This window comes from Pseudoalteromonas sp. JC28 (genome assembly GCF_013319255.1).
In the GTDB taxonomy this organism is placed as follows: Bacteria; Pseudomonadota; Gammaproteobacteria; order Enterobacterales; family Alteromonadaceae; genus Pseudoalteromonas.
Genome location: NZ_QOKX01000001.1, coordinates 322,369 through 335,115, shown reverse-complemented (window position 1 = coordinate 335,115; position 12,747 = coordinate 322,369). Strand labels below are relative to the sequence as shown.

Annotated in this window: 14 protein-coding genes; 6 read left to right on the top strand and 8 right to left on the bottom strand. The window is 39.3% G+C overall.

All coding sequences use genetic code 11. From position 1 onward, the window contains the following. Positions 1 to 380 precede the first annotated feature (380 nt). Complete coding sequence (locus DS891_RS01385) at positions 381 to 1,283, top strand: DUF6685 family protein (protein ID WP_174168603.1); 903 nt, start codon at positions 381 to 383, stop codon at positions 1,281 to 1,283. A 125-nt stretch (positions 1,284 to 1,408) separates the two neighbouring features. On the opposite strand, the gene DS891_RS01380 is transcribed toward DS891_RS01385, so the two are convergent. The 3 genes from DS891_RS01380 to DS891_RS01370 are packed head-to-tail and all read right to left on the bottom strand — an operon-like array spanning position 1,409 to position 3,026. Next, positions 1,409 to 1,696, bottom strand: coding sequence for a nucleotidyltransferase domain-containing protein (locus tag DS891_RS01380; protein WP_174168602.1), 288 nt, complete (start codon positions 1,694 to 1,696; stop codon positions 1,409 to 1,411). Continuing rightward, positions 1,696 to 2,337, bottom strand: a complete 642-nt coding sequence (locus tag DS891_RS01375; RefSeq protein ID WP_174168601.1) for a hypothetical protein — start codon at positions 2,335 to 2,337, stop codon at positions 1,696 to 1,698. Before DS891_RS01375 ends, DS891_RS01380 begins: the two co-directional genes overlap by 1 nt. Continuing rightward, positions 2,334 to 3,026: an HNH endonuclease signature motif containing protein gene (locus DS891_RS01370; RefSeq protein WP_174168600.1), complete on the bottom strand. Its 693-nt coding sequence runs from the start codon at positions 3,024 to 3,026 to the stop codon at positions 2,334 to 2,336. Before DS891_RS01370 ends, DS891_RS01375 begins: the two co-directional genes overlap by 4 nt. Before the next feature lie 481 nt (positions 3,027 to 3,507). Here DS891_RS01370 and DS891_RS01365 point away from each other — a divergent pair, with 481 nt between their 5' ends. Further along, on the top strand, positions 3,508 to 4,017 hold the full coding sequence (locus DS891_RS01365) for an antirestriction protein ArdA (RefSeq protein WP_174168599.1): 510 nt from the start codon (positions 3,508 to 3,510) through the stop codon (positions 4,015 to 4,017). Positions 4,018 to 4,162: 145 nt separating this feature from the next. Here the strand turns inward: DS891_RS01365 and DS891_RS01360 are convergent, their stop codons facing one another. Next, positions 4,163 to 4,333: a hypothetical protein gene (locus DS891_RS01360; protein WP_174168598.1), complete on the bottom strand. Its 171-nt coding sequence runs from the start codon at positions 4,331 to 4,333 to the stop codon at positions 4,163 to 4,165. Positions 4,334 to 4,631: 298 nt separating this feature from the next. Between DS891_RS01360 and DS891_RS01355 the strand changes: the two genes are divergently transcribed. The 3 genes from DS891_RS01355 to DS891_RS01345 all read left to right on the top strand — a co-directional run bounded on the left by DS891_RS01355 (position 4,632) and on the right by DS891_RS01345 (position 7,109). Further along, entirely contained in the window at positions 4,632 to 5,351 is a 720-nt protein-coding gene (locus DS891_RS01355; RefSeq protein ID WP_174168597.1) for a hypothetical protein, read from the top strand. Between the two features lie 178 nt (positions 5,352 to 5,529). Continuing rightward, positions 5,530 to 6,405, top strand: coding sequence for a hypothetical protein (locus DS891_RS01350; RefSeq protein ID WP_174168596.1), 876 nt, complete (start codon positions 5,530 to 5,532; stop codon positions 6,403 to 6,405). Positions 6,406 to 6,485: 80 nt separating this feature from the next. Next, complete coding sequence (locus DS891_RS01345; protein WP_174168595.1) at positions 6,486 to 7,109, top strand: hypothetical protein; 624 nt, start codon at positions 6,486 to 6,488, stop codon at positions 7,107 to 7,109. 317 nt (positions 7,110 to 7,426) lie between these two features. Here the strand turns inward: DS891_RS01345 and DS891_RS01340 are convergent, their stop codons facing one another. Then, complete coding sequence (locus tag DS891_RS01340) at positions 7,427 to 7,738, bottom strand: hypothetical protein (protein WP_174168594.1); 312 nt, start codon at positions 7,736 to 7,738, stop codon at positions 7,427 to 7,429. A 200-nt stretch (positions 7,739 to 7,938) separates the two neighbouring features. Here DS891_RS01340 and DS891_RS01335 point away from each other — a divergent pair, with 200 nt between their 5' ends. Continuing rightward, positions 7,939 to 8,550, top strand: a complete 612-nt coding sequence (locus tag DS891_RS01335) for a tyrosine-type recombinase/integrase (protein WP_174168593.1) — start codon at positions 7,939 to 7,941, stop codon at positions 8,548 to 8,550. 217 nt (positions 8,551 to 8,767) lie between these two features. Here DS891_RS01335 and DS891_RS01330 read toward each other — a convergent pair whose 3' ends face one another. Genes DS891_RS01330 through DS891_RS01320 form a run of 3 tightly spaced genes read right to left on the bottom strand, consistent with a single transcriptional unit; the run spans position 8,768 to position 12,278 of the window. After that, positions 8,768 to 10,627: a DUF3732 domain-containing protein gene (locus DS891_RS01330; RefSeq protein WP_174168592.1), complete on the bottom strand. Its 1,860-nt coding sequence runs from the start codon at positions 10,625 to 10,627 to the stop codon at positions 8,768 to 8,770. Continuing rightward, positions 10,624 to 11,067, bottom strand: a complete 444-nt coding sequence (locus DS891_RS01325; RefSeq protein WP_174168591.1) for a three component ABC system middle component — start codon at positions 11,065 to 11,067, stop codon at positions 10,624 to 10,626. The genes DS891_RS01330 and DS891_RS01325 overlap by 4 nt, the downstream gene beginning before the upstream one ends. Continuing rightward, positions 11,064 to 12,278 carry an ABC-three component system protein gene (locus DS891_RS01320; RefSeq protein ID WP_174168590.1) on the bottom strand — a complete coding sequence of 405 codons (1,215 nt, stop codon included), beginning with the start codon at positions 12,276 to 12,278 and terminating at the stop codon, positions 11,064 to 11,066. The genes DS891_RS01325 and DS891_RS01320 overlap by 4 nt, the downstream gene beginning before the upstream one ends. Positions 12,279 to 12,747: the final 469 nt, after the last annotated feature.

The following is a 12,747-nucleotide window of genomic DNA, read 5'->3' as shown; positions in this document are numbered from 1 at the left end:
GTGCCTTAATAAGAAAAACGTGTTGGCCGTGTGGTAAAAAACCAAGACAGATCCGCCACCAAAAACTTGTGCAGTTTTACCGCATCCAAGGGAGCATTCGCGCTCCCCTGGCAACCCCATCGACCAAAGAGCGTATTCCTGCCCTTTGGAAACCTGAACCAACCGTGCGCCGATTGGATGCCGCCAATATTTCGCTATTGGAAATCGACCAAAGATATTCCTTGGAACCTGTTCACCAACTTTTGCCAGCGATGTTTTTGATTATTGAAATTAACAATTGTTATTAAACCGTTGTATTGTGACAATGTCTACAGCTATGACCCAAACACGGCACATTAAAATCGGATAGCCGTATCACCAATAAACTTGCAGGGAAGCCTATGGAATTTGCGCACTCTCTCAGGTCCATACTCGGACTTTTGATTTCACCAAAAATCAGTGCATTAGATGAGCTTAGAAAGCTCACCCTTAAAGAAGTTAGCATCCCACCTGTGACAGTTGACGGAGAAGCGTCACTTATAAGGCTGGAGCATATGACGCACGGTATATCTTGGACACACGTATATGGCTCTAGTCCAGAATTACAGCCAGTAAAAGACGCCATCAGTGCCTTCGTAAGCATTGAAAACACTTATGACGAACATTTTGATTTCAAAAAACTGCAAAGTTTTTCAGCATCAAAAAGCTTTATGACTTGGTCTGAAAGCTCAAACGCCTCCAAATATAAAGATGCTCTAGAATGGGGGCAGAATATGTGGGAGGGAGACAATCTAGCCTTTACCACAGATCTAGACTTTCAAAACAATATTGCGCATTTGATGGGCGAAGGTATAGGCAGCTCTGGAGAGATCAACGTATCCATATATGCATGGCATGACGAGCGTATCTTGTGGTCAAACTCTGGTGGTTCCCACCATGGTGCCGCACTGATCAGACAAATGCATACACAAAATCGAGAGTTTTACTGTAAAGCAAAAATAACTCGCTATTCCATCAACAAGCATGTATTAACGCCGGTATTGGACGACTTTTATTTGCTCATTGTAGACGATGATTGCCTAAAAGACGGTGAAAAGTATTATCTAAGCCTCGCCCTATCTGACATGGATATTCACTTCAGTACTTGTGGTTTACCTATACGCAGCAGAAACTATCAACTCTTAGTGATCCCTAAAAAGCAAGATGTTGTAACCAAGAATGATTTGGATACTTGGGTTGCTGAGAACATTGCTGCTCAAAGAATCTTAGACTTTGCACAGTTTGTTTTGAAAAACCACAAGTGATAGTTTTATCTTTACTTGCTTAGGTGTAGTTACACCTAAACTGTTACAGGGGTAAATCGCAATACCACCAACCTATATAGGTCATCAAAATATTATTGACCAAGCTGGATAGAGATAGCCGTTTATCAACGCTTTTTAGCTAGAGTAGTTAGTTCAATACAACCTTTTTGGCGTATAAAGTCGGTTTGTATTGCCTCTGAGGGAAGCATATACAAAACGTCTAGAGGCAGTTCTCTACTCGCTATTAGCATCTCTTCTTTTAAACTAGATAATGCTCTACCAGATGGACCAACTATAAGGATATCAATATCTCGACCTACACCTTTCAAAGTCGACCCAAACATATATGCATCAAAGTATTTTAATGACAAACAATTATTAATCAGGTGAATTGCAACTTTACTTGCACTCATCAAAGGCTTTGAAGGTATTGCTTCATTCCTTCTGTCTTTAACACAGCACATCCGAGTTCTTTTCCTGTTGTGATAGCGTTGGCACATGGATCACCATTAGGGTTAATATTCCAAGCGATGTCAACAGGCCCAAATTCATCCCACAAACCTCTGATGTTGTCGGCAGTTGGTTCATAATCAGGGATTAACCCAATACGTAAGGTTTGACCACCTTTTAGAGTTACTAGAAAAATACGGTCAAATTCTCGCTCTGCATTGTCAACGATACCATATTGGTGAATTAATCTTGCTGCGAACGCATATACTTTATGTTCTGCAAAGTTTGCATTACCATCCAAGATAGCAGACCCAAGCGTACCCAAGTTACCCCAGCCGATATTTCTTTCTTTTAGGTAAGCGATTGCAGCCCCTTCCCAAACACACTGTTTGCGATACCCACAAAGAAAGTCAATGTTAGGGTTTAGCCGAACATATTCCGTTGCAACATCCTCAGACACACGATAACCACCATAAATCGCTGCTAATACATCTGGCTTCCCATCCGCTATAATTTCTACAACATCGTTCTCTACGTGCTTTGCACAAACTTTTTCATTTTCTCTATTTAAGTTCTCTAGAGTATATTTAACCTGCCACTTCATAAGAAAATCTTTTCCATTCCTTTCGGGAACCTAATAGCTTTACCCGCTACGCCACAAATATGCCTGTCGGTTAGACCTCGAACATGTTCTTTATATTCTGCATAGACTTGCCTTTCACTCTCAGTCATGTGACTCGTGTTTGACTTTAAGATAGAGAGAATTTGATAATGATTAGGCAGAATGACGCCTTTCACTCTTTGCTCCCATAGGCCCGCCGTTTCAGACTCAGGATTGTATTCAAACTCAATACCATCCACAGGGGCAAACTTTTCCCAAATAGCCCTGTTTTCATCCATTCTGTCTACAATAACACTCCTCACCTCTTCTCGGCTGTCATATTTGGAAATTCCTTGATATTTCGTCAAACTTGCCAAATGCTCTCTTTTCCACGTAATCAAAGTACTTCTAGAGTACGCATCTGGGTTTTTATCAATTATTGTATGACATGTTGGACACAGCAAAATTAGATTATCAAATGAGTCTGGATTAAAATCTTCCTTGGGTCTTTCTTCCTTTCTCGGGCCAGTTTCACCGTGTGGGATAACATGAGCCATTTCAGCAATGTGTTTAATGCCATTTAACTCTAGTGGGTACAGAGTCGCCAAACATTCTGGCCGTTGACAGTGTCCCGCAGATGCAGCGAACAAGCGTAACTTAATATCTGACGGAATTGATTTTCGTTTTGCCATAAAAAGAACAGATCCTTAGCTTAGTATTTCAGCCAGCGTATTCTAGCTTAAGCAAGTATTCAATCTATTCTCATCATTTGACTGCTTAACAATAGAATATTTATAAAACACTATATTGGTCATCGTAAGATATCTCTTCTAAGTGACATAGGACGTGAACGATATTTCAAATCGATCAGCCTGCTCTATGCCTAAATGGGGAAAGGCCTTTCCCTGCCTTCAATCGCTTCGCGCTTTGCGCCACCCTTTCTAGCGGGGACACCCCGTAACGCCCCGACTATTCACCTTAGAGAGCGGTCTTGTCCGCTCAAAATCAAGAAAAATGACGGTTTCCACCTTATCCTCACAAGCTCGGGGCGGACCCTCCGCAATTTTTCCTGATTTTTTCACCCCCGCCTAGTCGCCCTAGTCGGCAGGAGCCATGACGCGCGCACTTCGTGCTGTCGCATAGCTCCAACACCGAACAAAAGGATAACAGACTATGAGAAATGACATTCAAATTTATGTAGCTGATTTAGCCGCTTACAATGCTGGATACTTACATGGGGTCTGGATTGATGCCACATTGGCTGTCGATGATATGCAAGAGGCAATACAATCGATGCTTACCAGCAGCCCTGTCAGTAACGCTGAGGAATACGCAATTCATGATTATGAAGGGTTTGAAGGTGTGTCACTCAGTGAATGGGAGGGATTGCAGTCCGTTCATCAAATAGCGACGTTTATTGACGAACATGGTCCATTAGCTGCAAAACTGCTTGAACATTACGATTTAGACCAAGCAAAAACCGCGCTAGAGGACAATTATCATGGCTGTTATTCATCTCTTGCAGACTATGCAGAGCAGTTTACCAGCGACACAAGCGAAGTCCCGCAGCACTTACAAGCCTATATTGACTATGAGCGCATGGCCCAAGACTGGGAAATGTCTGGCGATATTTTTACAGTTGAAACCGCTCATGATGAAGTTCATGTTTTTAGCCCGTGCTAACTAGCTCCGTTATAGAGCTTATACCTATAAGCTCTATGACCACCCGCCAGACTGCGGCATAAGGAAAGCACTATCGTGCTGCTATTTGCTCATCCAACAAATCGGTCATGACCTCTTTATCGTCTGTTTTCAAAAAAAGATGCAGCTAAAGCCGCATCTTACTTTCATACTGAATGGCTGCAAGCGCAGCATTAAGCTTACTTAATGCCATGATGCTGCGCTTTGATCGGCTAATCTGATTGAACACGTTTTTATATAATCCACGCAGCTGATATGTATTCATCGTTCTAGCATTAAAAGCATGAGTAATATTCATTGTTGAGCCCTTCGTTCTTGTGAATGCGAAGGCCGAGGCCTTTTCGCGCCCACAACGCTAGGAAAAGGCTGACAGCATGAGCGATAAAACAGGAACATAAGGACTATTGAATAATTTAACGGTTTATTAAACCTATCGCACTAGAATACAACTATCGATTTAATTCGTTCGGGTGAGACAAAGAGGCGAACAATGACGCATTATATAAATAGTTCTGAGTACATAGGGTCGGGTTCATCACGAACCTATGTGAGCAAAGCTGTAGATTTGCGCAGTATTCCAGCATTCGGAGCCTTTTATGGATAAGGAATTCGAACAGGCCGAAGCAACTCGTTCAGCTAAGCAGCGCCAAGAAGACATAGATCAAATCAATCAAGAACGAGCTGGCATTGAAACGTCACGCATTCCCAAAACAGGGCTGTTAAAAGCCAAGCATGAAGAACGCCAGCGAGAAAAAGAGCACAATAGTCGCCTCAATTCCCAACTACTGTCTCAAGCATATCAAGACGCACACGATCGTACCCTGCGCCTATTAAATGACACGGAAGATCTGCTTTATCAGGCTTTAATTCAGTCAAAAGACGACTTATTCCGCATTCAAACAGAGCATGAGACATTGCTGGATAAGGCCATAACGCTCCCTAATGGCGACAAAGCTTTTATTAGTGAGCAAGGGGAAGTCTATAACGAAAATGGCGAACGTTTAGAGATCGAAGATGTACAAGCCATTTATGCCAGTCACCCGAATGCGCCAAGCTGGGAAGCCTTCTTAGCTAGTAAAGAGGCGTTAATCGTAGCAAATGACAAACACGATCAATTGCTCATTCATGAAGAGCGCTTAGTTGAATTACGCGAAGAGTTAGAGGATGAGAACACCCCGCCATCTATGGATCGACTAGAAAGTATTACTCAAGAACTTCGCGATGTATCAATGCAGATTTCCCCCAAACCAGATCATGACGTTGCTTTAGAAGTCTCCCACACCCAGCCAGTAAAAGTACCAGACCTATCACTGTAAACACTTGCAGTAGCACATATCTGATTTTACAGTTTTGATGAAAGCGTTTAGATTTTATCTAACGAACAGTTATAAGCCAAAAGCGACGGTGACAGATAGCAACCTTACAGTGTATGCTAACTAGCAAGGTCTTACTAATAACTTGTTACGTGACCACCATATTGAGGAGTTTTAGTTAATGCAAATTGGAGCAGCAGCAATCGCGAAAATTGCTGAAATGATATGCGGTGATCAACCGTTTCAGTTCTTCCCGTATCGAAGTTCATCTTACCTTACGAGATTTTTTGTCGATTTAGACCTTGATTATGTTCATGATGGCTCAACTAGACGAGTATGGGTTAGGGAGGTTCTAGATGAGCTTAATAAAAGGCAGTCTACTGACAATATGCCATCACCAGAAATGGTCAAGGTCATTGAATATCTATTACATCCAGATCACTTTCTCTTCGATGATAAAGTTGACCGTGATAAGGCTTTAGAAGCGATTACTTCAGCATTAAAAACAAATGATTTAACGATTTCAGTTCAACCGAACGGAACAGTTCGGCTACTACCTGCAAATGGCGAATTCGTTTCAACATCTTACGAAGAAATCCCGACCGAGCGAGTAATAACGTTTAAGCCCAGCGTATTTCAAGTTCCTGCTAAAAAATTAAACGAAAAGCTAATCTCTGTAATGATGCCATTTAATGCAGGATTCAATGGCACCTATTCAGCTATAACTAGAGTAGCTGATTACATGAGTTTGGAATGCAAGCGAGCTGATGACATATGGGATAATTCTACCTTTATACAAGATATCTTTGATTTGATATTTTGTTCGAAGGTGGTAGTGGTTGATTTTACAGGTAAAAACCCAAACGTCATGTATGAAACAGGGATAGCACATACTCTTGGAAAAACGGTTATTCCAATTACACAGTCTCTTGACGATATACCTTCTGACTTAGGGCATCATAGAGCATTAAAATATTATCCAAATGATGAAGGCTTAAGAAACCTAAGTAATGAGTTATATAAACGCCTTCAGGTTATTTATAAGCAAAACATATAAAAAACACTGTTGTTATACTGTTTTTCCGCTGTGAGTCAAACCAGCTTCAAACGCGGGCGTTGTATCTATAGGGGGGGGCGATGGAAAATTTTATTAAGGCAAACTTAATTCGTTCAGACTTAGTCGAGATTGATCGTCAATTGTCCAATGGCTTCCGTCATGATATGTCTACGATGTTATTGGTTAAACAAGCACTCCTAACGATAACAAATTTGGTAGACTTTGAGCTTTCCGTTAGGCTTCTTTATAAAAAACACCCGCAGCTTTCCGAACAATATAAAGAAAATGCCAAAAGCTATGATTTCTCCAAATATTTAAGAAATAAGTTTGTTGGCCATATTAAACCAGAGTTAATTATGAAAGCGATAGAGTGGAAGCCTGAGTTGAGCTATTCACTTAACTCTGTCAACGACCAAAAGATGATGTACGTGTTTAATTTATTCGTGCTAGAAACAGCAATCAATTCTTATGTTGCACAAGATGGTAAGCATAAAATTTTTGAAAGCGAGACAGACCTAGTTTATCCACCTGATTTCGAGCGATTTCTGATGTATCTAGAGACAATAATACGTTCAGCAATTAAATTTTTAGATGAGCTTTGCACGGCTCTTGGTGAAACTATTGATATACCGACACATCAGGAGCAAAAGCTAGAACATTGGCAGAAAGCCGGTGAGACAACATTTGAGTTTATAAAAAAATAGGTATAATGCGGTGGCGCCATAGCCCAAAAGACACATAAACGAATCACTGTCTTACATGGTGCTTATTAATGTTGGATAGCGTGGCTTCGCCACCTATCCACCCTAGTACAAAACATCGGCTGGGTTAGCTTAAGGGGTTTCCCGATAATTGGGCATATTGTACTCGCTTCATCGAATCTTTGGAAAGGCTATCCAGTGTCATGCCTTGCATTTGACTACCTAGATTTGGACGTCCGATTATGGCACATTTGCGATGGTCAGGATTGATTAAGTTACTGTTTTCAAACCTGACAGCTGTAGGTTAAGGCTTATTCAAGTTACTTGTGATAGGTGCCGCATTCCCTTTCAGTAAGGGCGATAAATATTGCACTCGGATATGAAGATGGATATTTTTCCATACTCGCTAAAATTAGACTGTTGCGCTCAGCTCGCTTGTCTCCAAAGTACCAATCAATAACGCATTTCCCTGTTTCTTTACTTTTGGCAGCTGCGACATGCCCAAGCGAATACATCGCGCCTTGAATCCAAAATTTTTTATAAGAACTATCAAGCTCTAAAAACTCAGCGTTAGTCATTCCAGCAGCAACAGCTTGAAAGCTCACCCCAACGGACAGGGCTCCATATAACAAAAACTTCTTTAATTTATATTTGAAAGTTGATAAAGGTATAATAACTGCGTACTCAGCAAGGATTTAATGGTGCGTCCCACCACACTTACAGCCTGTTGAATCCTTGCTAATCTATTTATACGTAACGGGAAAATGGATTATGCCAACTTTCAAATAAAAGTTAACAAGCTCAAAAATTTGAGATGTTTTAAAGACTGCGAATGCCCAAAAGTAACAACAGAAACCACCCTAAGCGAGGCTGTTCGATAAAAGTGCAGCCAATCCGAACACGCCAAGAAATCAACACCATCAAAGCCCATTTAAAACATCAACCCAGAGACCTTTGCTTATTTACCCTAGGCATCAACACGGCCTACAGGGCCAATGAATTACTATCACTCACCATAGGACAAGTCATACATCTGCAAGTGGGTGATTATTTAGAGCTTAAACAATCCAAAAACAAACAGTACCGCCCTATCACGTTAAACACCTCAGCCATCACCGCAATACAAAGTTGGCTAGAACACCACCCAAACCGCTTAGACCCCTCCGCCCCTTTGTTTGTGTCATTCCGAAGACTTAGGAAGCCACTCACAGTGCCAGCGTTAAATCGGCTGGTTAAAAGCTGGTGCGAGCATGCAAAACTCAATGGAAACTTTGGCTCACACACGCTCAGAAAAACATGGGGGTATCATCAACGCATCGAAAATCATGTGTCAGTAGCACTGCTAATGCGTGCATTTCGCCACGCCACCGAAGCCCAAACCCTAGATTACCTTGGCATCATCCCCGATGAGATCAAGGATATGTATTTAACGCTAGAGCTTTAGCTGCTTTGATTTAAAGAGGCAGCGAGAAACCTATCCAATACAACCATTAGACACTTACAGGTGCTGTGTGTCCATACTCTCTAGCTAGCTTTCTCTGACTGCTACTGAGGGCAGGCCATATTGTCTCTCTTCTGTCCACATCCAGTTTGCTCACAAGCCTTGTGAGCAAACTGGGTTCATAAATAAAATTACGCATAAGTTTAGATAAATAAGCATTTTATCTTGATGTTAAACTATCCAGATAACTTTTAGGTATTAATGCATTTCCGTTTCGGAACTCTTCTACCAAGTGAATGTTCTCAAAGTCATCAAAGTAGTCTTTTGGAACATGCTCAAAAACAATCATCTGGAAAGGCTTTTTCATATTATTTAAAATATTTCCTGTAAAGGTGTCCAACAATTTGAGTGCATCGATAACTTTTGCTTTATCTGAGTGATGCAACCTTTGTTCAGAAAGATTTCCTTCTTCACCGTAATAAGGCCTACTAGGCTGATCAATCAGTAAGAATGAAGGAACATGTTTGCTATTATTCGTTAGCATCAGCTCATGTAAACTTAAAAACATAAAGAGGTGTTTAAACATATCATTTGAACTACTTCCAGCCGCTTCAATATATGTCGTTCGAGGCTTCCTAAAGTCTATTTTCTTTTCTTTATAATTAAAAACTGGCTGATATTTTCCATAGTTTTCAAGTGATGGTTCAACTAACTCCATATACCCTGAAATTATTTCTTCTAAAACCTTTACACAAATATCCCTATTTTCTGAAGTATCAAAAACTCTAATTGAATTTAGCTGCTTTTCAAGTTCCTCTGTCGATACTATTTCTCCATGCTCATCAGAAGATGTGTATAATTCGAGCTGAGCTTTAGTTTGCCCCAGAAAAATGTACTTCTCTCTATCATCACGAAAACTTTTAGCTTGCTTCGGAAGTGCTTTGGACTCTTCTCTAAGTTCACTAATTAGTTGCTTACATTTAGCTATTTCATCAGAAGTTTTTCCGTCAATAGGCGTTCTACTTCTATTGGCTTTTTTAATTTTTATTAAGTCTCTTTCTAATGAGCTAATAAGAATATCAAATATAGATGTTTTCACGACATCTTCTTTTTCTCTCCAGTACTCTAACGGCCTCAAACTATCTTCAGTGGCGCCCAAACTAGACTTGTACTCTGTATATGCAGATTGAAAACGGATAAGGTTTCTAACTTTTCTTTCGAGAAAGCTAATCTCGGAGGTTATTTCGTCTATTCTATTTCCCTTAATATTACAAGCTTCATAAATTCCAGTATCTATAACTGACCTTAAAGATTCAATAGTCTCTGGAGCATCACTTCCCTCATTAATTAATCCAAACTCCTTAGCCTGCGAAGCTATATTTTTTAGATCGTCATTAAATTCTGCTCTCTTTTCGGATACTCTCTTATTTTTCTTTTCTACTTTTGCGATCTTCGATTTTAAAGTTAACATTTTTTCTCGCATAAGAATGTTCTCCACAGTCTCTATACCGACTGCTAAATCAAAGACTCTAGGAAGAGCTTCTCGATACCTGCTGTCATTTTGCTTGTCGAAGAAAACCTCACTATGCTGAATAATGTCACCTGATATGGTACAAAATAACATGAAATATCTAAGTGAAATCTTACTGTTAGCTTTTAATGTCTTGCCACCGAATGGAATTGTAACGTTCTTATCTATATCGAGTTCAGCTTCCAATATTTCCTTTAAGCTTCCCTCTGTCATATTCGAGAACGGTAGCTCTGGGATTTCACCGATCGATGAGAAGTAATACTCATTTGAGATTTTGGTTCTGTTGGGTGATTTTCTAGCGATGGAGTAATCTTTATCATTTATTTTTAGTTTTATTCCATACCAGGCTACATTTTCATTAATTTTACTCTCGGCAATTTTGTGCCTTGAAGCGAAAAGACAATAATCGATAATATGAAGAATTGCTGTTTTCCCTGTATTTGATTCGCCCGTTATGACATTTACTTTATCTTCTTTAAATTCAAGCTCTCTTTTGTAATGGCAATCACCTTTCATCCATAGGGTAATCTTTGTTATTGAATATTTCATATCTCAACCCTTAAGTTTAGGTACAGACTTGAAGCATCTTCACTCAATATTTTTGATATATTTTCTGAAGCCTTATAAACTTTTTTTAACCTGTTTCCCATTGATTTAGAATAAACGATCTCCTCAACAGAAGTGACATAGTTTTCTTCTATTAAAACCATATCAACTTCAGAAAGGAATTGAATACTATTAATGGAAGTACTCAAGCCATCATAAAAACGTTTGTTGAAATTTGAAAAACAATGAAGCTTATCTACTATCAGTTTATCTAAGCTTCTTAGTTGAGTTTTCCCATTGGCCAAATAAGATAGTAGCTCTTTATTCGTAACAAAAGGCATTATTAAAAAAACCTTTGTCAATTCAACCTTTTGTGATTTGTTTAGCACCATTGCTATTGCCAATGATGCAAAAGCTATATTGTTTAGTGTCTCCGCTCTCATTTATATTTATCCTGCCAACCTTTAATCCAGCCAATTATTGGTCTATTTGAAAGGCTATACAAACTTCCATGCCCCATGTCCGATCTCAGTTTCTGCCCAGATATTGATAATTCCTTACGTCTCATTTCAATCAAAATTTTGTGGGCTATATCAGTGTATTCATCAGGGTTATTCTTTTTTCGGTATGAAGACCGATACTCCATTTCCCACAGTCTAAAAATCTCGTCTTCAAACACTTTAATTTCTTCGGAAGTTAACTGCCCCTCTTCGACCCAATGAGATAAGTTGCTCTCGAGCATTAACCTGTAGCGAGTGTAATTCTGGATAATCTCTTGCTCACTTAGCTCTACATCCTCAATGTCTATCAATTGCTTAATAAAAATTTGTTCTTCAATACTATCTGGCAGGCCTCCTTCAAATTCATGTATTTTTAAGTCTGGATTGTTTGCTATACTAAAATATCTACGAAACTTTCGGCTTCTTTCTTCGAAGGAATAAGTAACACTTTTATTTTCTGAAAAGTTCTGAAATATTTCTTGTCTAACTACAGAATCAAGTTGACTAAAAAGGCTGTCGATAGATTTTGGATTAACGTCTTTCTCTTCAAGTACCGTTTTGCACTTATTAACTATTTCATCGACATTAAGATCACACCTTATATTAAACAAGAACTCTTTTAATACTTGTTCGTGAAGGTCAATTACTGAGCTAATATAACTTTTGATTTCATCAGATGAAACAGAATCACGAAGCGTAACTAAATAGCTATAAATTTCATCAAAATTACCGTTCCCATCTTGCAGTTTAGAAAGCTGTGATAAAAAACTGTTATTAGTTGAGTAGGATTTGTTTGAAGACAATATAAAGGTTGTTTTTTTTACAAATTTCTTTTGCTCATCGAGTCCCTCCCTTCCGTCATTCTTATCCCTAATGACAGAGCTCCAATTGTTCATGGTCTTCCATAGATCTGTGTCAAGCTCGGTTAAATTGGCAGTGGTTCCGTCTACTTTTTTTTGCACGGTATGTTTAACCTGAGTGAGTACAAGGTGATCACTATCAAGCTCAGTATGAACGTCATCAAACAGTTCAAACCCTATTGTCTCACCTTTTTTCAGCGTTAACAGCTTATACAAGAAATAGTAGTATTGGTAATCAAACCCAGCTATTGTCGCTGCAGCTGTTGTTTTCTCATGGTGAGGTTTTCCACTCATACTAACCTCTCTCGGATTTTTGAATTTTTTATCAAAACGCACCCTTCATAAAACCTAAGAACCGATTACTTGCCTCAACGTTTCTATGGGGCAATAGCAAAGTTATCACTAACCATATATAAAATATCCTTAAGAATGAAGGTGTTTTTTACTAAACAAGCAAAACAACGGCGAACCATCAACAATGGTCTTTATCTACATAACGGCTGGTCTTAGGTTCAAATCTACGCTTCTTATGACCAAGTGAAGTGTCCTGCAAAATGTCTTCGATTCTCGCCATTTCATCGAACAATTGGTTCAACTCATTTTCCGTAAGTTCCACCAAATTTTAGCGTTTTAAAACAGCCAGTTAGAGCAATATGCTTTAACTGGCTTTTTTGTTTTCAGGGCAAACATCCACATTTCATCCTAAAAAATGTCCACATCGTGACCACATTTATATAAAGCCCAAAATCCGCATATTTATTTT